This is a genomic window from Bifidobacterium sp. LH_426 (assembly GCF_056356875.1).
This window is the reverse complement of record NZ_JBKEVB010000001.1, coordinates 385,335-402,232: the sequence shown is the minus strand read 5'-3', so window position 1 is coordinate 402,232 and position 16,898 is coordinate 385,335. Positions and strand designations below refer to the sequence as shown.

Annotated in this window: 15 protein-coding genes, 1 pseudogene and 1 riboswitch; of the genes and pseudogenes, 8 read left to right on the top strand and 8 right to left on the bottom strand. The window is 68.5% G+C overall.

Features of this window, described 5'->3' with window-relative positions:
* Positions 1–3: 3 nt before the first annotated feature.
* A complete protein-coding gene (locus tag AC1AYD_RS01700) occupies positions 4–1,470 on the top strand; it encodes a serpin family protein (RefSeq protein ID WP_476544567.1) in 1,467 nt (488 codons plus the stop codon).
* 21 nt (positions 1,471–1,491) lie between these two features.
* Here AC1AYD_RS01700 and AC1AYD_RS01695 read toward each other — a convergent pair whose 3' ends face one another.
* Together AC1AYD_RS01695 and AC1AYD_RS01690 are read right to left on the bottom strand one after the other, a co-directional pair.
* Positions 1,492–2,487, bottom strand: a complete 996-nt coding sequence (locus AC1AYD_RS01695) for a sensor histidine kinase (RefSeq protein ID WP_476544566.1) — start codon at positions 2,485–2,487, stop codon at positions 1,492–1,494.
* Between the two features lie 3 nt (positions 2,488–2,490).
* Positions 2,491–3,180, bottom strand: a complete 690-nt coding sequence (locus AC1AYD_RS01690) for a response regulator transcription factor (RefSeq protein WP_476544565.1) — start codon at positions 3,178–3,180, stop codon at positions 2,491–2,493.
* Between the two features lie 200 nt (positions 3,181–3,380).
* Here AC1AYD_RS01690 and AC1AYD_RS01685 point away from each other — a divergent pair, with 200 nt between their 5' ends.
* The 5 genes from AC1AYD_RS01685 (at position 3,381) to AC1AYD_RS01665 (ending at position 7,870) form a co-directional block, all read left to right on the top strand.
* Entirely contained in the window at positions 3,381–4,178 is a 798-nt protein-coding gene (locus AC1AYD_RS01685; protein ID WP_476544564.1) for an ABC transporter ATP-binding protein, read from the top strand.
* Positions 4,175–4,975 carry an ABC transporter permease gene (locus AC1AYD_RS01680; protein ID WP_476544563.1) on the top strand — a complete coding sequence of 267 codons (801 nt, stop codon included), beginning with the start codon at positions 4,175–4,177 and terminating at the stop codon, positions 4,973–4,975. Before AC1AYD_RS01685 ends, AC1AYD_RS01680 begins: the two co-directional genes overlap by 4 nt.
* 189 nt (positions 4,976–5,164) lie before the next feature.
* Entirely contained in the window at positions 5,165–6,754 is a 1,590-nt protein-coding gene (locus AC1AYD_RS01675) for a PolC-type DNA polymerase III domain-containing protein (protein WP_476544562.1), read from the top strand.
* Positions 6,755–6,888: 134 nt separating this feature from the next.
* Positions 6,889–6,963, top strand: a riboswitch (Fluoride riboswitch).
* A gap of 59 nt (positions 6,964–7,022) precedes the next feature.
* On the top strand, positions 7,023–7,496 hold the full coding sequence (locus tag AC1AYD_RS01670; protein ID WP_476544561.1) for a CrcB family protein: 474 nt from the start codon (positions 7,023–7,025) through the stop codon (positions 7,494–7,496).
* A gap of 2 nt (positions 7,497–7,498) precedes the next feature.
* Positions 7,499–7,870: a fluoride efflux transporter FluC gene (locus AC1AYD_RS01665; RefSeq protein WP_476544560.1), complete on the top strand. Its 372-nt coding sequence runs from the start codon at positions 7,499–7,501 to the stop codon at positions 7,868–7,870.
* Positions 7,871–7,891: 21 nt separating this feature from the next.
* Here AC1AYD_RS01665 and AC1AYD_RS01660 read toward each other — a convergent pair whose 3' ends face one another.
* Entirely contained in the window at positions 7,892–8,425 is a 534-nt protein-coding gene (locus AC1AYD_RS01660) for a PadR family transcriptional regulator (RefSeq protein ID WP_476544559.1), read from the bottom strand.
* Between the two features lie 241 nt (positions 8,426–8,666).
* On the opposite strand from AC1AYD_RS01660, the pseudogene AC1AYD_RS01655 reads away from it, so the two are divergent.
* Positions 8,667–9,299, top strand: a pseudogene (locus tag AC1AYD_RS01655) (NADPH-dependent F420 reductase); the annotation flags it as partial.
* 99 nt (positions 9,300–9,398) lie between these two features.
* Here the strand turns inward: AC1AYD_RS01655 and AC1AYD_RS01650 are convergent.
* Positions 9,399–9,929 (bottom strand): PadR family transcriptional regulator, encoded by a 531-nt coding sequence (locus tag AC1AYD_RS01650; protein WP_476501780.1) that lies wholly within the window; start codon positions 9,927–9,929, stop codon positions 9,399–9,401.
* Positions 9,930–10,140: 211 nt separating this feature from the next.
* On the opposite strand from AC1AYD_RS01650, the gene AC1AYD_RS01645 reads away from it, so the two are divergent.
* A complete protein-coding gene (locus AC1AYD_RS01645; RefSeq protein ID WP_476544632.1) occupies positions 10,141–11,448 on the top strand; it encodes an MATE family efflux transporter in 1,308 nt (435 codons plus the stop codon).
* Positions 11,449–11,487: 39 nt separating this feature from the next.
* Here AC1AYD_RS01645 and AC1AYD_RS01640 read toward each other — a convergent pair whose 3' ends face one another.
* The 4 genes from AC1AYD_RS01640 to AC1AYD_RS01625 form a co-directional block, all read right to left on the bottom strand.
* The gene (locus tag AC1AYD_RS01640) at positions 11,488–11,958 is read right to left on the bottom strand and encodes a MerR family transcriptional regulator (RefSeq protein ID WP_476501781.1); all 471 of its coding nucleotides are present in this window, start codon (positions 11,956–11,958) and stop codon (positions 11,488–11,490) included.
* A gap of 123 nt (positions 11,959–12,081) precedes the next feature.
* Positions 12,082–14,643 carry an excinuclease ABC subunit UvrA gene (locus AC1AYD_RS01635; RefSeq protein WP_476544558.1) on the bottom strand — a complete coding sequence of 854 codons (2,562 nt, stop codon included), beginning with the start codon at positions 14,641–14,643 and terminating at the stop codon, positions 12,082–12,084.
* A gap of 60 nt (positions 14,644–14,703) precedes the next feature.
* Positions 14,704–16,422, bottom strand: a complete 1,719-nt coding sequence (locus AC1AYD_RS01630; protein WP_476544557.1) for a serine/threonine protein kinase — start codon at positions 16,420–16,422, stop codon at positions 14,704–14,706.
* Between the two features lie 29 nt (positions 16,423–16,451).
* The gene (locus AC1AYD_RS01625) at positions 16,452–16,895 is read right to left on the bottom strand and encodes a helix-turn-helix domain-containing protein (protein ID WP_476544556.1); all 444 of its coding nucleotides are present in this window, start codon (positions 16,893–16,895) and stop codon (positions 16,452–16,454) included.
* Between the last annotated feature and the right edge of the window lie 3 nt (positions 16,896–16,898).

Sequence of the window (16,898 nt, the reverse complement as noted above, 5' to 3'; positions counted from 1 at the left end):
GCCATGTCCACGCGAGACCACGGCACGACACCATCCACGCCCGTCACGGCGTCCGCACCGACCGTGCCGGGCGAAGGCTCGTCACGCGCCTCACACACATCCCGGTCCCCGCGCCTCGCGAAACGCGTCCGCATCATCCTCGCCGCACTGCTGGCGGCGATCATCGCAATCGGCGGAGGCGGGACCGTCTGGTGGACGCTGGGAGACGGCGCCCGAACCGTCGCGCTCATGCGCAGGAAACCGGCCTCGCCGGCGACGCAGGCCGCGATCGACGCGGTCACCGGATTCGCCTACCGTTCCGCACCCGGATTCCTCGACGCGGCGAACGGCGACGGCGACGGCAACGTCAACTACTCCCCCACGTCGATGTGGATGGCGCTCGCGCTCGCCGCGCAGGGGGCCGGCGGCGCGACGCGCATACAGCTGGACGAGGCGCTCGGCGCCGGGAGCCTCCGTGACGGGGACTACACGTCGCTGCGTTCGTCGGTCAACGGCCGGTACGACGATGCGCGGTCCGTGATGGACGTGCACGACTCCGTGTGGGTGGACGGCCGCTACACGCTCAAGGACCGGTTCCGGCAAGCCGCGCGCGACCGGTTCGACGCCGACGTGGAGTCCCTCGCGTTCGACGCGCGCGCCGAGAAGCGCATGTCCCGGTGGATCGAGGACAATACGCGCGGCATGCTCAGACCGGACATCCGGTTGAACGCCGACACGGTGATGACGATCATCGACACCGTGTACGCGGACGGTCGTTGGGAGATGCCGTTCGAGGAGGACCACACCGAGGACCGGACGTTCCACGGCGCATCCCGCGAGCACATGGTGCCGATGATGGCGCATACGTTCGATTCGATGGCCTATGCGCAGGCGGCGGACGGCTCATGGCGGCGCGTCTCCATCCCGTTCGACAACGGCGGCGCGCTGACGGTGCTGCTGCCCGCCGAGGGACGGTTCGACGAGTTCTCCTCCGACGCGGCGCGGCTGGAGTGGGTGATGTCGACGTGCTCCGCGCGCGAGACCGGCGGCGATGCGCCCACCTGCAGCGAGAAGGCCGGAACCGATGCCGCGGGAAACGCCGTCCCGGAGGTGGAGGCCGCGTCGACAAGCGTGGACCTGAAACTTCCGCGGTTCTCCATCGAAAACGCGTTCTCTCCAGAGAGCGCCGAGAAGACGCTCCGGGCGTTGGGCGTGACGGACGCGTTCTCGCAGGGCACGGCGGATTTCTCCGGCATGCTGGAGCCTGACGGGCTGCCGGGGAATCCGTTCATCGGCGAGATCATCCAGGGCACGCGCATCGAGGTGAACGAGAAGGGTGCGAAGGCGGCCGCGTTCACGCAGATCCAGACGGAGGCGGCCGGGGCGCCGATCGACGATAAGGTCACGTTCGACGTGGACCGGCCGTTCCTCTACGAACTGGCCACGCCGGACGGCGTGCCGTTGTTCATCGGCGCGGTGCGCGATCTGTGACACCGGGAAGGCCGTCGGGCGTCATTCCTCCCCGTCCATGAGCGGCAGGGTGAGGCGCATCGTGGTGCCGGCCGGCGACGTGGATTCCACGTCGAGCGCGCCGCCGTAGCGGGTCGCCACGTCGCGGGCGAGCGCGAGTCCCAGACCGTAGCCCTGGTGCGCGGTGCCGTCGTCGTCGCGGGCGAACCGGCGGAACAGGCGTTCCGGATCGTCGCCGATGCCGCCGCCGTGGTCGGTGACGCGCACGACGGCCTGTCCGCCATGCAGGTATCCGGTCGAGATGGTGACCTTCGCGCCTTGGGGCGAGTGGGCGATGGCGTTGTCGAGCACGGCGACGAGGCATCGGGACAGTCCGATCGCGTTGCCGCGCACGACGAGCCGGCCTCGCTCCCCGTCGACGCGCACGTCGAGGTTCACGCCGCGCGTCTCGGCGAGCGGACGCACCTCCTCGACGGACTGGTCGGCCACGTCGGCGAGCATGACGGGTTCGGCGTTGACGGCGCCGCGCGCGGCGACGAGCAGGTCGGTGATGATGGCGGTCATGCGGTCGACGTCGCCGCGCAACGCGGCGAGCGGCTCGTCGATGTCGCCGCCGTGGGCGCGGCGGAAGTCGATGAGGTCGATGCGCGTGGCGATCACGGCGAGCGGCGTCTTGAGCTCGTGGCTGGCGTCGGCGACGAAGTCCTTCTGGAGTTCGAACGCGCGTTCGAGCGGTTCGACCTCCTTGCGCGCGTAGTAGCGGCCGACGACGGCGACCGCGGCGATCACGCCGACGACGAACAGGAGGGTGAACGCGACGGCTTTCCTCGTGTCGATGACCATCATGCCGGAGCCGAACTGCTGGGTGACGCTCATGGCGTCGGGGTCGAGCCCGCGTTCGGTGAATTCGTGGCGCGAGCCGAGCAGCACGCCGAGCGTGAAGAGGATGCCGCCGATCGCGGTGATGGCGGCCATGGCGATGGTCATGCGCAGGCTGATGAGCCGGGCGCGTCCCTTGTCCGATGATGTGATGCCCATCGCTCATCCTTCCGGTGTTCCGATGCGGTAGCCGCGCCCGCGCACGGTGTCGATGATGCGGCGCGTGGTCTTGCCGCGCACGTAGGAGACGTACACGTCGACGACGCCCAAGTCGCTGCCGGGCGAGAACGCGCCGGCGAGCAGCTCCTCGCGGGTGAACACGTGGTCGGGCGAGGTGGCGAGCGCGGCGAGGAGCTTCGTCTCGACGTCGGTGAGCGGCACGGCACGCCCGTCCGGATCCTCGATGACGTTGGCGTCGGGTTTGAGCAGCCAGTCGCCGACCATCACGCCGTTGGCCTGCGCGTGGAAGCCGCGCAGGAGGGCGCGCAGGCGCGCTTCGAGTTCGACGAAATGGAACGGTTTGGTCAGGTAGTCGTTGGCGCCGGCATCGAGGCCCTCGACGATGTCGTCGACCTCGGCGAGCGCGGTGAGGATGAGCGCGGGCGTGGTGACGCCGGCGCCGCGCAGCATGCGGATGAGGTCGAGTCCGTCGCCGTCGGGCAGCCGTCGGTCGACGATGAGCGCGTCGTAGCGTGCGCCCGCCATGAGCCGGTCCGCTTCGGCGACCGACTGCACCCAGTCGGTCCGGTAGTCGGCGGCGAGCATCTCGGCGGTCATGGCGCCGAGGTTCGGGTCGTCCTCGATGAGGAGGACGGCCGGCAGGAGCAATCGTTCCGGGGATGCGGCCGCCATCGGTCTTGACGCCTCCGGCGTCTCAGGTTCTGGCGTCTCCGGTGTCGCCGTCGCGTGCGTCGTCATGTCCATGCGCGTCTCACCTCATGGGGGATCGGGGATTCTCTTACGGTTATATCAGACCGCCGGCCGGCTTAGGAACCGCTAAGAAACGCGGCGGCGGTTGGTCCGGCGGCGTCCGCGGCGTTATCGTGCGCGGTATGCGATGTGATTCCCCTCTCTTCACCGCGGACCGGGTGTCGTGCACGGTGCCGTCGCCGGACGGCGACCGGACGGTCTTCGCCGGCCTGTCGTTCGCGATCGGCCGCGGCGAGATCGTCGATCTGGTGGGCCCGTCGGGTTCGGGCAAAAGCAGTCTGCTGACGGCGTTCGCGCGGCTCAATCCGCATGCGTCGGGCTCGTTCGCGCTGGACGGGCGCGACGCCGGGTCGTTCACGCCGCAACGGTGGCGGCGCGAGGTCGCCTACCTGCCGCAGAAGCCGATCCTGCCGGGCGACACGGTGGCGGACGCGATCCGCCTGCCGTTCACGCTCGCCGTGCGCGCCGACGCGCGGGACGACGGCCGGCGGGGCGGTCTCGTCGGCCGGTTCGCCCGCCTGTTCCGCGACGACGCGGCGGCCGCACGGGATATGCTGCCGGACGCGCGCATCCGGGAGACGCTCGACGCGATGGGATGCGGGGACATCGATCTGACGCGGCGGCCGCACGACCTGTCCGGCGGTCAGGCGGCGCGCGTCTCGCTCGCCCGCACCCTGCTGACCGAACCGCAGGTGCTGCTCGCCGACGAGGTGGACGCCGGACTGGACGACGAGAACGCCGACAAGGTCGCGTCGATCATGGCGTATGCGGCCGGGCGCGGCATGGCGATCGTGCGCATCCGGCACCGGCCTCCGGACGGGCGCGCCTCGCGCGTCGCCACGCTGGCCGACGGCGCGCTCGCATGGGCGGACGCGGCGGAACGCGCGACGGGAGCGACGGACGGGAGGGAGACGGCATGAGCGGCAACGCGTACGACATCGACATCTGGGGTCTCGCCGTGGCGATGGCGATGGTGGCCGTCGCGGCCGGCGTGAGCGGGCTCATGCGCATGGGCATCGGCCGCTCCCTCCTGTGGTCCGCCTGCCGGGCGCTCCTGCAGCTGTGCGCGATGGGGTTCGTCGTCGGCTACGTGATCCGCGCGGACAACGTGTTCCTCGTGTTCGTGACGATCGGCGTGATGCTCGTCGCCGCCGTGCAGATCACCCTGTCGCGCGCCAAAGGCGTGCCCAAGGGGCTCGCCGGCCCGGTGCTGCTGAGCCTGACCATCACGATGCTGCTCATGATCGCGCTCGTCACCGAACTCGTCGTGCGCCCCCACCCGTGGTACGCGCCGCAGCTCGTCGTGCCGTTGACCGGCATGCTGCTCGGCAACACGGTCTCCGCGCTCGCCGTCGGCCTGAGCCGGTTCTACGAGAGCATGGACGAGCGGCGCGACGAGATCGACACGATGCTCGCGCTCGGTGCGACCGCATGGGAGGCGGCGCGGCCGTCCATCGTCTCGTCGATCAGGCTCGGACTGCTGCCGACGATGGCGACGCTCGCCTCCTGCGGCATCGTCACGATCCCGGGCATGATGGCCGGCCAGGTCATCGCCGGCGGCGACCCGTTGGAGGCCGCGAAATACCAGTTCGTCGTGTTCGCGGCGATCGCCGCGCTGACGCTCGTCGCCGACGGGCTCATCATGGCGATGACGTACCGCACCTGCTTCACCGAAGCCGACCAGTTCCGCCCGCAGGACATGCGCGGCGTGCGCTGAACGCGGGGATTCTCCACGGGCACGACGGCGGACGACGGAGGCCGGAACCGTCCACGCCACCCGCCGTTTCCCCATTGTTTCCGGCGATTCCCGCATGGGAGCCGCCGTGAGCGCTACCATGGAGATGACGGGACATGGTTCCCGCAGGTATGAATGAGTATGAGTAGCGAAGAAAACAGCAAAGAAACAATGGAAAACAGTGGGCATACGATCGACCGCTCGTGGCTGACCGAGGCGAAGGAAAGCATCAGCCAGTGGTCGTACATCATGTTGAAGGACGCGGACGACAACGACATCGATTGGGATTGGGTGCGTTCGCTCGACCTGGAGCACGGCATCGGCGTGGCCTCCCCCGAGGACTTCGAGGCGGGCGCCGCGTCCAGCGTGCACGATCTGCTCAAGGAGGATCTCGCGATCCGTGACCGGCTCGAAGCCGTCATCGCGAAGATGAGCATGACGTTCATGCGCGACTTCGACCGGAGGATCAAGACGTACGATCTGCCGCGCGCGCTCGCCTACGCGGACCGTCGTCTCAACGACCAGATCGCGCTGCTGCGCGACCGCGGCATCGCCGAAGGCCTGTGGACCGTCGAGGACGAGGACCGCCAGCGCGTCACCGTGCCGGTGCTCACGCCCGCGAGGGAGGGCGTGGTCGTCGACGACATCCAGGACCGTACGGCCGAGATCGTCAACACGCGCGCCGAACGCCGCAAGGCGGACCGCGCCAAGCGCGAGGCGGCGCGGGCGCACCGCGAGCACGCGCTGTTCGAGGCCGACGAGGTGCGGAACGGCTCCGTCGAGGCGGGCCCGGACGAGTCCGCGCCGATCGAATCAAGCTCCGACCAGGGCAGCAACGACTATCTCATCGAGGGCCAGCCGGTCATCAACGACGACAATCCCGCCGTGCCGACGGTCGAACAGGTCAACCGCGACGAGACCGCCGTGCCCGAGGCGCGCTTCGAGAAGTCGCGCCACCGGGCCGCCGAGCATGTGGCGGCGCGCGAGGCGGCGCGGCCGAAGGACTATTGGCGCGAGGTGTTCCTGCCGGGCCGCGACGTGGACAAGGTGATGGGCATCGATCTGGAGACGAACGGCACCGAACCGTACCGCGCGTACATCATCGACGTGGGCTTCGAATACATGAACATGAAGTCCCCGCGCCCGGCGGACGCCCCCACCGGCTACGAGTACGACAAGGACTACTACGAGGGCGGCGACGCCTACGACCAGCATCGGTTCTCGTTCGGCGTGACCGACGAGGCGGCGCGCCACGGCAACCCGTTCATCATCCAGCTGACCGGCATCGACATCAAGCAGCGCGTCGGCGCCGACTATCCGATGTTCGACGAGGACGCCGAGGCCCAGGCCGACCTGCTCAAGCGTCTGACCGCGCAGCCGTTCGTCGCGCATATGGCCACGTTCGAACACAGCTTCTTCATGCTCAACGTGAAGGGCTATGCGGAGGCGTACCGCAACGGCCACGTGACCATCATCGACACGCTGCCGATGAGCCGCCTGTGGGACGAGGGCTCCATCCCCAGCGAGGAGCATCCCGACGGCGACAACCGCCTCGACGCGTACGCGAAGCGTCAGGGCGCGCTGCGCGAGGACGACGCCGAACGCCATCTGGGCCTCGAGGACACGCACATCATGCTCCTCGCCATGAAGCACCATCTCAGGCAGCTCCAGGCCGAGGCGCGCGGGCCGTGGGGACCGAACGGCAAGGCGGGCGTCGGCGGCAAGCGCATCATCAGCCACCGTCGCCATTGGAGGCGTTGACCGGGACCACGGCTGACGCCAACCGTTGAACGGACATCGTGTCGTCTGTTTTGCATGGTCAAAACGGACGACACGGTGTCCGTTTATGGTATTCCCCCGTGCATGCCGCCATATTGTCGCGTCGTGGAGTAGTCTTGCACGCAGGCGATGGAACCCGCCGGGAAACCCGTTTTCCGAACCGCATTACCGCTGATAGTTCCTACACGATTCTCCCTTAGGGGCCGTCGTGTCTTCAGCGGACCGCGGCGGCATCCGGAAAGGCAACGACATGGGTCATCGCATACCCCAGATCCACCCCGACATCCTCGCCGTCGTCTTCGTCGGCGGCACGGTCGGCACCGCATTGCGCTACGCGTTCACACTGATTCCCGCGGCCGGCGACTTCCATACCGGCACCCTGGCCGCGAACCTGCTCGCCTGCCTCCTGTACGCGGGACTGACCGCGTTCCTCGCCGGCTCCGCATCGTTCGCCGCGCGGTTCGGCTCCCGCGGCAGGGAGTACGCGAGCCGCGGGCTCGGCATGGGACTGTGCGGCGGGCTGTCCACGATGTCCACGCTCGCGTTGGAGTGCTTCACCGCGATCCGTTCGGGCGACGCGGGCGTCGGCGTCCTGTATCTCGTCGTGACGTTCGTGCTCGGCATCCTATGCGCCGCGATCGGGGCATGGGCGGGCGGGCGGCTCGCCGCGACCGGAACCGCCGCCGACTCCGCATCCGTCTCCGACGCGCAGAAGGAGGCGTGACGATGGCCATGCTCCTTCCCGTGCTCGTCTGCCTGTGCGGCGGTCTGGGCGCCTCCTGCCGCTATCTGCTCGACACGACCGTCAAGACGTATTGGACGCACGCGTTCCCGATGTCCACGTTCGTCATCAACCTGCTGGCCGGCCTTCTCGCCGGGCTCGTCGCCGCGGCGGCGCTTCGCGGCGGAGTGGACGAGTCGTGGCGGCTGCTGCTCGCCACCGGTTTCCTCGGCGGTTTCTCGACGTTCTCCACCGCGGTCAACGAGACGGTGACGCTGTTCGGCAAGCGCCGCTACCCCACCGCCGCCGGCTATCTGCTGGCGAGCGTCGTCGTCCCGCCGCTCGCCGTGGCCGCCGGGTTCATGCTCGTCGCGTGACGGCCGCCGCGGGCCCGTCGGTCATTCGCGGACGCCGAGCTCGCGTTCCAGCCACGCGCGTTCGGCGTCGATCTCGGCGTCGTGGACGGCGATGATGGCGCGACGGTACCTGTCTTCGACCTCGTCGTTGTCGATGGGGCCTTCGCCGTCGCTGTAGAGGCGGCGCACGTCAGCCTCGGCGAGCGAGTCGAGCCGGCGGCGCAGCACCGCGTTCCTGTCCGCCTCGTCGGGGATGACGGACAGGAACGACATGACGACCGCCCATTTGGTGATGTTGGTGAGCATGTATCCGCTCGTGCCCTTGAGCTCCTCGATGAGCGCCTCACGGCCGGCCGGTTCGAGATGGAATTCGCGCAGACGCCGCCCGTTGACGACCGTATGGGTCTCGCCGATGTACCCGGCCTTGACGAAGCGCCCGGTGACCGCATGCAGCGTGCCGTCGGAGACCGCCTGCATGTAGCCTTGGAGCTGCTCCATCTTCTTACGCAGCCGGTAGCCGCACGCGGGCCCCTCCGAGAGGAATCCCAACGTCATGAGTTCTATCGTGTTCATCATGCCCACCATGATACCTCGCTTCGATATATCTCGAAACGACACGCCGACAGCGAACGGCGATCACCCCACACATCGACCGCGGAATTCCACCGTTCTGCAACTGGCCATACATTGATTCGATATATCTCGGCTTGAAATATGCCAATACCTCGAATAGAGTGATGACCAACGCGAGGGCGACGGGAACGGCAACCGCACCGCCGCCGGCAGCGACAACGGAACGACAACGGGAACAACACACCGGAAGGAAACCACCATGAGCAACATCACCATCTTCGGCGCAGGCAACATCGGATCCGCCGTGGCGGGCATCGCCGTCAAGGCCGGCGCGGCCGTGCAGGTCATCGACCGCAACCCGGACAAGGCCGCGGCCGCCGCCGACGGCGTCACCGGCGCGAAGTTCGGCGAGGCCGTCACCGGCGACATCGTCGTGCTCGCCCTGCCGTTCCCCGCCTACGAGGAGACGCTCGCCGCCTACGCCGGCCAGTTCGCCGGCAAGACCATCGTCGACGTGTCCAACCCGATCGACTTCACCACCTTCGACCTGGCGCTGCCGGAGGGCGCGAAGTCCGCCGCCGAATGGCTGGCCGGCAAACTGCCCCAGTCCAAGGTCGTCAAGGGCTTCAACACGACCTTCGCCGCGACCCTGGCCACCGGCGTCAACGACGGCGCGCCGACCGTCGTCCAGCTCGCCTCCGACGACGACGCGGCCAAGAAGTCCGTCGCCGCGTTCATCGAGGCCGCGGGACTCAAGACCGTGGACGCGGGCCCGCTCAAGCGCGCCCAGTACCTCGAGGGCTACGGCGCCCTGCAGATCGTCCTCGGCGTGACCGAGCAGACCCCGTGGACCGGCGGCTTCAAGGTCGTCAAGTAAGCGGTCACCCGCCGGCAAATGGCTGGGCCCCGACGCGAACCGTATCGCGTCGGGGCCCAGTCATTTGCCGTAAGACCGTACAAGCAGGTGAGGGAATCCTCACTCCTCGATGCCGAGCATCGAACGCAGCCATCCGAGCTCAGCCGCGACCTGCGCGTCATGCACGGTGATGAGACCGCGACGGTACGGGTCGTCGATGTGGTCAATCGACAGCGGGTTGCCCGCATCGCAGTAGAAGAAGTGCACGTCGCCGCCGGACAGCAGGTCGTAGCGGCGGCGCAGCACCGCGTCGCGGTCGGCCTTGTCCGGAACGACGGACAGGAAGGTGAGCACGACCCGCCACCGGTTGAAGTCGGTGAGGATGAAGCCGTCCGCGGTCTTCAACGCCTCGACGAGCGCCTCGCGGCCGGCCGGCTCCAACGTGAACAGGTGACGCTGGCGACCGTCGCGCACATCCGTCTGCTCGGAGATGAGACCGGCCTTCGCGAGACGGCCGGTCGCCGGGTAGATGGCGCCGTCGCTGAACCGGCGCATGTCGCCCTGCAGCTGCTCCATCTTCTTGCGCAGTTCGTAGCCGCACATCGTCTTCTCGGACAGGAATCCGAGAATCATCATCTCAATCAGGCTCATACCCTACTTCTCACCTCGTTTCGACATCCCAGCCATGATACCGGCCGGCACGGATGCGCGCCGCCGCGTTCCGCCCGCGGCTGACCCGCTCCACACGTCCGCCATCGGCCGCGGCCGGCGCATGACGGTGGGAACGGGAGTACAGTAGCGTTCCGTGGCTCAGAATCGTGCAGGAATCAAACAGGCATCGGCCGACGCGAAATACCGGCAGATGACGCAAAGCCCCGTCAAACCGCTGATCCTGCGGTTGTGCATCCCGGCGGTCGTATCGAATCTGGTGACCACCGCGTACAACCTCACCGACACGTTCTTCATCGGCCAGTTGGGCACCTCCCAATCGGGCGCGATCGGCATCGCGTTCTCCATCATGACGATCCTGCAGGCGCTCGGATTCTTCTTCGGCAACGGCGCGGGCAACTCGATGAGCCGGGAGCTCGGCAAACGCAACGACGAGCGCGCCTCCAAGCTGCTCGCCATCGGATTCGCGGGCGCCGTGCTCTCCGGACTCGTCGTGACCATCGTCTGCCTCGCCACCTTGCGCCCGCTGGTCGTCGCGCTGGGCTCGACCGCGACCATCGCACCGTACGCGGTCACCTATCTGACGCCCATCCTCGTGGCCGCTCCGTGCGTATGCGGCTCGTTCGCGCTGAACGGCCTGCTGCGCTACCAGGGCCAGTCCGCATTCGGCATGATCGGACTCGTCACCGGCGCGCTGCTCAACTTCCTGCTCGCCCCGTTGTTCATCTTCGTGGCCCATATGGGCATCTTCGGCGCGGGTCTCGCCACCGGCATCTGCCAGACGGTGAGCTTCGTCATCCTCACCGTGATGAGCGCCCGGTTCGGCGTATTGAAGCTGTCGCTGCGCAACTGCCGTCCCGACCCGCTGCTCCTGCGCGAGATCGCGGGCGGCGGTCTCCCCTCGCTGATCCGGCAGGGCGCCGGCTCGATCGCCACCACGTGCGTGAACATCGCTGCCAACCCGTTCGGAGACGCGGCCATCGCCGGCATGGCCATCGTCATGCGCATCATGCTCGGCGCGAACTCGGTCATCATCGGCCTCGGGCAGGGCTTCCAGCCGGTGTGCGGCTACAACTACGGCGCCGGCAAGTTCGCGCGCGTGCGCGAGGCCTACTGGTTCTGCGTGAAGCTCGCCACCGGCGTGCTGCTCGTGCTCGCCGTGGCCATCTGGACGATCGCGCCGCAGCTGGTGGAGATCTTCCGCTCCGATCCGGCCGTGGTCGCGGTGGGCGTCGCGGCCCTGCACTTCCAATGCGTGACGGTCGTGCTCAACGGCGTCAACATGATGGGCAACATGATCTCCCAGACGCTGGGCAAGACCGGCATCGCCTCGTTCCTCGCCGTATGCCGCACGGGCCTCTATCTCGCGCCGATCGTGCTCATCCTCCCCCACTTCCTCGGCGTGACCGGCGTGGAGGCCGCCCAGTCCCTGGCGGATATCCTCACGTTCGCGACGACCATCCCGTTCATGCGCCACATCCTCGGCAAGGTGCTGCGCTGAGAGACGGCGATCAGGTCCGCCGCGACGGCGCCAAGCGTCCTACCGGCCGGTCTGCGCCTGCGTCTGGAGGCGCCTGACCTGCGCGATGACGTCGCGATGCTCGTCGAGCAGCGCCTGCGCATCATCGTCCCGGCCTTCCGCGACGGCCCGCCAGTAGAGGGTCTTCAACGAGACGTACGCCTGCTGCATGCGGATGGCTTCGGCGCGCGCGGCGAGCCGCAGCGCCTGCGCGTCGAGCAGTTCGATCTGGCGTTCCGCTCCCGCCGCGCCGTCCTGCGCGTTGCGCAGGTATTCGCGCATCGATTCGAGCGGCATGCCCGTGGCGGACAGGCATGCGATCGTCGTGAGCCGGGTCAGGTCGTCGTCCGAATAGGCGCGATGCCCGGACGGGTCGCGGGCGATCGGCGGGATGATGCCGATCTGCTCGTAGTAGCGCAACGTGGATTCCGGCAGTCCGGAGGCGAGCGACGCCTCGCGGATCGTATGCCAGGTGGTGGTGTTCAGACTCATACCACCCATCGAAACACCATGGTCCTGCGGTGTCCAATACCCGTATCTGATCGCCGACCATGCCCGACATGCATGTTACGGAACATTGCCTCCGATTCCGCTGACGACCGACGGCACCCGCACCTACCGCAGGTACCGGCCCGTCACGCTGTCCGGGTTCGTGGCGACGGCTTCCGGCGTGCCGGTGGCGACGATGCGGCCGCCGGCCTCGCCGCCGCCGGGGCCCATGTCGATGATCCAGTCGGCGTTGGCGATCATGTCGAGATCGTGTTCGATGACGACGACGGTCGCCCCGCCCTGCACGAGCCGGTCGAACACGTCGAGCAGCACGCGCACATCCAACGGGTGCAGGCCGATGGTCGGCTCGTCGAACACGAACACGGCGTCCGACTGGGCGCGCCCCATCTCGCCGGCGAGCTTCAACCGCTGCGCCTCGCCCCCGGACAGGGCGGGCGTCGGCTCCCCCAACGTGAGATAGCCGAGTCCCAAATCATGCAGCGTCTCCAACCGCGCATGCACCTTGCGCATGTCTCCGGTCGCGTCCAGCGCCTCATCGACGCTCATCGCCATCAATTGCGGCAGGGTGAGCGCGCGCCCGTCCTTCGACACGCGATGGATCGCGCCGGCGGCGGGCGCGTAGCGCGAGCCGCGGCAGTCGGGGCAGTCGATGCTCACGTCGGGCAGGAACTGCACGTCGAGCGAGATCGACCCGGTGCCGTCGCAGGTGGGGCAGCGCAGCCGTCCCGTGTTGTAGGAGAAGTCGCCGGCCTTCCAGCCGCCTTGTTTCGCCTCGTCGGTGCGGGCGAACGCGCGGCGCAGGTCGTCGTGGATGCCCGCGTACGTGGCGACGGTGGAGCGCACGTTCGCGCCGATCGGCGTCGCGTCGATGAGGTTCGCACGCCGGATGCCGTCCGCCGCGATCGCACGCACGTGCGCGGGCATCGCGGTGTCTTCCGCGTTCGCCCGCAGCGCGGGGATCAACGATTCGAGCACCATTGTCGTCTTGCCGGAACCGGATACGCCCGTCACCACGGTGAGACGCCCGCGCGGCACGTCCACGACCAGAGGTTTCACCGTGTGCAGCGGCCCGGTCTCCATGTGGATCGCGCCCGCCTCGAACATCCGGCCCGCGTCGACCTGCGCACGCACCCGTTCCGGCCCGGTCTCGGCGAGGAACGGCGCGATGCGGCTGCCCCGCTCCCCCATGGCCGCCACGTCGGCGACCGTGCCCTGCGCGATCACGTGGCCGCCGGCCGCGCCCGCGACCGGGCCCATCTCGATGAGATGGTCGCACGCCTTGAGCACGCGCACGTCATGGTCGACGACGACCACGGTGTTGCCGTCCGCCACGAGGTCGCGCATCACGCCGATCAACCCGTCCACGTTCGCCGGGTGCAGGCCGATCGAAGGCTCATCGAGCACGTACAGCACGCCGGTGGTCCGGTTGCGTACGGCGCGCGCCAGTTGGACGCGCTGCCGTTCGCCGGTGGACAAGGTGGAACCTGCACGGTCGAGCGCGAGATAGCCGAGGCCGAGCTCCAGCAGGCGTCTGGCCACGTCGAGGAACGATTCGGCGATGTTCGTCGCCATCGGACGCATCGCCTCGGGCAGCGTGGCGGGCACGCCGCGCACCCAGGCGACCGCCTCATCCAAGGTCATGGCGCTCGCCTGGGCGAGATCCAGCCCGCGCACGCGCGGCGCACGGGCGGCCTCACTCAATCGCGTGCCGCCGCAGTCCCGGCACGGCTTCTCCTCGAGGAACCGCGCGACGCGTTTCAGTCCCTTCTCGTCCTTGGCCTTGGCGAGCGCGTTCTCGACCGTGTACACGGCGTTGTAGTAGGTGAAGTCGAGTTCGGCGAAGTCGTCGCTTTTCTTCGACCGGTAGAGGATGTGCTTCTTGACGGCGGGCCCGTGGTACACGATGTCGCGCTCCTTGGGGCTCAGGTCGCGGAACGGCACGTCGGTGCGCACGCCCATCGCGCGGCACACGTCCTTCATCAGGTCCCACATGAGCGACCCCCATGGGGCGACGGCGCCTTCGTCGATGGTCTTCGACTCGTCGGGCACGAGCGAGGCGAGGTTCACTTCGCGCATGACGCCAGTTCCGGAGCAGGTGGGGCATGCGCCCGCCGAGTTGAAGGCGAGGGATTCGGCGCCGGGCCCGAAGAACGTCTCGTCGCAGTTCGCGCATCGGATGGGCAGTTCAGCGGCCACGTCGAGCGTGGGTTCGTGGCGGGCGCCGCAATGCGGGCACACGTGCGCGCCGCAGCGGGAGAACAGGAGGCGCAGGCTGTTGAGCAGTTCGCTCATCGTGCCGAACGTGGAGCGGACGCCGGGCACGGCGGGCCGTTGGTGGAGGGCGAGCGCGGCGGGCACGTGGCGCACGTCGTCGACCTGCGCGCGCGTCGCCTGGGTGAGCCGGCGGCGCGTGTATGTGGACAGGGCCTCCAGGTAGCGGCGTGAGCCTTCCGCATAAAGCACGCCCAATGCGAGCGAGCTTTTGCCCGATCCGGAGACGCCGGCCACGCCGGTGAGCGCGTCCAACGGCACGTCCACGTCGATGTGCTTGAGGTTGTGCACGTGCGCGCCGCGCACTTCGATCGCGGTCGGCGTGCGGCGCTTCCCCGCGTCTTCCGGCCTTTTGCCCCGTTCTTCCGTACGCTCCAGATCATGCTCATCCGTCATGCGGCCCATTGTAGATGCCGTACGTCTGTTGTCGTCGTGCTCCAGTTCGTATCGCATGCGTCACGCGGTGTGCGCGTGGATCTCGTATGACGCGTATGCGGGCAGGTCGTAGGTCTCGATGGAGAACGCGCGGCTCTTCCCCGTCGCCGGTTTGGCGACGTACTCGTTGCGTCCGAAGATGATCGTTCCGGTCTTGTCGCGCAGGACGAGCGTCACGATGATGTCGTCCGTGTACACGCCTTTGCCGTTGTCGTCGTCGCGGTCGGTCGTCACTTCGCCGCCGAACGTGACGCCGTCGAGGTCGGTCTTGCGTTCCTGCACGTCGTGCACGCTGTACGATTCGGTTCCTCCCGTGTCGAGCAGGTCGTCGGAGGATGGCGTCTCGACGGTGAACTCGACGGTCGCGGGTTTCTCCCCGTCGCCGCTCTGCCCGCTGAAGTACGCGGTCTCGCCGGCGAAGACGAGCGGGAAGACGGGCGTGTCGGAGAACATGACGGAGCCGTCGGCGGCGCGACCGGTGACGGTGACTCTCGGGAATTGGACGGCGTGCGTCGTATCCGTGTTGCGCAGGGCGAGCGCGTATTCCACGTATCCGCTTTCGGCCGACCAGCCGGATTCGACCAGTTCGAGCGGATTATGGTCCACGGCGTCCGTGCCGCCGGCCGTGTCACCGGTCGCATCGTGGGAACCGTTCGCGCCATCCGCGCCGTTGCCGGAGGATGTCCCGTCACCGCCCGTCAAAGGCCGCGACGTCGTCGATGACGCGGATGACGCGGCGTTCCCGGTGTCGGCGAGGCGCAGCGCCGCGTATCCGACGCCGGCGGCGAGCAGGAGCGTGACGAGACCGGCCGCCGTCCACGCGACGATGCGGCGGGAGGTGGATGCGCGGCGCATGGCACCGGTCGGCGCGGACGCGCCAACGGTGCCGTCGCCGGCGAGCGCCGACGTAGAGACCGCGGGCGACGCCGCTGCGGAAGGCGCCTTGCCTTCCGTGCCGTGTTCCGCTGATTCCAAAGCGTCACGCAACTCCTGCACGGACTGCATGCGCGCGCTTGGCTCGAACGCGCACGCCTTGGCGACGACGGCGCGCGACGCGGGCGACGCCGCCGTGGCGTCGGCGAGCGCGCGCCCGTACGCCGTCACGTCGGACGGGCTCACGCCGGTGAGCATGAAGCCGAGCACGCGTCCGATCGCATACACGTCAGTGCGGGCGTCGGTGGGCGCGAACCCGTATTGTTCGGGAGCGGCGTACCCCCATGTGCCGAGCGTGGTCGTGTCGCGTGCGCGCGGCGTCGCGTCGCCTGTGACGGTACCGGCGTGTTCGCGGGCGATGCCGAAGTCGATGAGGTGCACGCCGTCCGTGGCGATGATGATGTTCGCGGGCGTCACGTCGCGGTGGATGATGCCGTGCGCATGGAGTTCGCCGACCGCTTCGCACAGTTGGACGGCGATGCGCGTCGCCTCGGACGCGTCCAGCCGGCCTTTCCCGGTGACGTACCGTTCGAGCGTGACGCCGGGCACGTAGTCGTAGACGACCACGAACCGGTCGGGCAGCTCGTAGGACGCCTCGACGCGGGGCAGGCGCGGCGACGTGCAGTCGGCGAGCGTGGACCAGAGGCGTCTGCGGGCGAGACGCAGCGGGATCTTCTTGCGTACGAACGGTCCGGCGCCGTCCAACGTCACGAGTTCGGTGACGCCGGACGGCCCGTCGGCGAGCGTGCGTTCGACGCGGTAGGCGTCGTCCAGTCCCATGGCGTGCAGGGTCTGCGTGTCGTCCATATGATCGCTCCAGTCGCTCCCGTTCCCGCTCAGTCCCGCGGCGTGAGCGTCGGCTCGTCGAACCGGTAGAGCTCGTCGTCGGTGGCGGCGAGGCCGAGGCCGTTCGTGATGCACCAGATGACGATCGCGTCGCGGCGTTGCCGGCACCACAGTTCCGATACGCCGGCGAGACGCAACAGACGTTGCGTCTCGCGCAGGTCGCAGCCGAGGCCGAACGCGAGCCGGATCGCATGGTCGCGGCCGGGGCGGCTTTTGCCGGAGAACACGTCGTAGACGACGGTGGGGTTGATGCCGGAGGCGCGCGCCACGTCGGCGCGTTTGAGGCCGTGACGGTCCAAGAGGAACCTCAGGTAGTCGACGAGCCGGTAGTCGCGTGGGCGTTCCTCGTCGAGGTACGCGTCGATGCTGCCGCTGGCGAGCAGACGGTCCAGCAGTTCCTCAGTGAGCCGCCGCTCCCCTCCCGTTGCGTTCATTGC

Excerpts from the sequence above, each read along its gene's own strand:
- AC1AYD_RS01700 (WP_476544567.1), top strand. The coding sequence starts at position 4 with ATGTCCACGCGAGACCACGGCACGACACCATCCACGCCCGTCACGGCG.
- AC1AYD_RS01695 (WP_476544566.1), bottom strand. The coding sequence starts at position 2,487 with ATGGGCATCACATCATCGGACAAGGGACGCGCCCGGCTCATCAGCCTG.
- AC1AYD_RS01690 (WP_476544565.1), bottom strand. The coding sequence starts at position 3,180 with ATGGCGGCCGCATCCCCGGAACGATTGCTCCTGCCGGCCGTCCTCCTC.
- AC1AYD_RS01685 (WP_476544564.1), top strand. The coding sequence starts at position 3,381 with ATGCGATGTGATTCCCCTCTCTTCACCGCGGACCGGGTGTCGTGCACG.
- AC1AYD_RS01680 (WP_476544563.1), top strand. The coding sequence starts at position 4,175 with ATGAGCGGCAACGCGTACGACATCGACATCTGGGGTCTCGCCGTGGCG.
- AC1AYD_RS01675 (WP_476544562.1), top strand. The coding sequence starts at position 5,165 with ATGGAAAACAGTGGGCATACGATCGACCGCTCGTGGCTGACCGAGGCG.
- AC1AYD_RS01670 (WP_476544561.1), top strand. The coding sequence starts at position 7,023 with ATGGGTCATCGCATACCCCAGATCCACCCCGACATCCTCGCCGTCGTC.
- AC1AYD_RS01665 (WP_476544560.1), top strand. The coding sequence starts at position 7,499 with ATGGCCATGCTCCTTCCCGTGCTCGTCTGCCTGTGCGGCGGTCTGGGC.
- AC1AYD_RS01660 (WP_476544559.1), bottom strand. The coding sequence starts at position 8,425 with ATGATGAACACGATAGAACTCATGACGTTGGGATTCCTCTCGGAGGGG.
- AC1AYD_RS01650 (WP_476501780.1), bottom strand. The coding sequence starts at position 9,929 with ATGAGCCTGATTGAGATGATGATTCTCGGATTCCTGTCCGAGAAGACG.
- AC1AYD_RS01645 (WP_476544632.1), top strand. The coding sequence starts at position 10,141 with ATGACGCAAAGCCCCGTCAAACCGCTGATCCTGCGGTTGTGCATCCCG.
- AC1AYD_RS01640 (WP_476501781.1), bottom strand. The coding sequence starts at position 11,958 with ATGAGTCTGAACACCACCACCTGGCATACGATCCGCGAGGCGTCGCTC.
- AC1AYD_RS01635 (WP_476544558.1), bottom strand. The coding sequence starts at position 14,643 with ATGACGGATGAGCATGATCTGGAGCGTACGGAAGAACGGGGCAAAAGG.
- AC1AYD_RS01630 (WP_476544557.1), bottom strand. The coding sequence starts at position 16,422 with ATGGACGACACGCAGACCCTGCACGCCATGGGACTGGACGACGCCTAC.
- AC1AYD_RS01625 (WP_476544556.1), bottom strand. The coding sequence starts at position 16,895 with ATGAACGCAACGGGAGGGGAGCGGCGGCTCACTGAGGAACTGCTGGAC.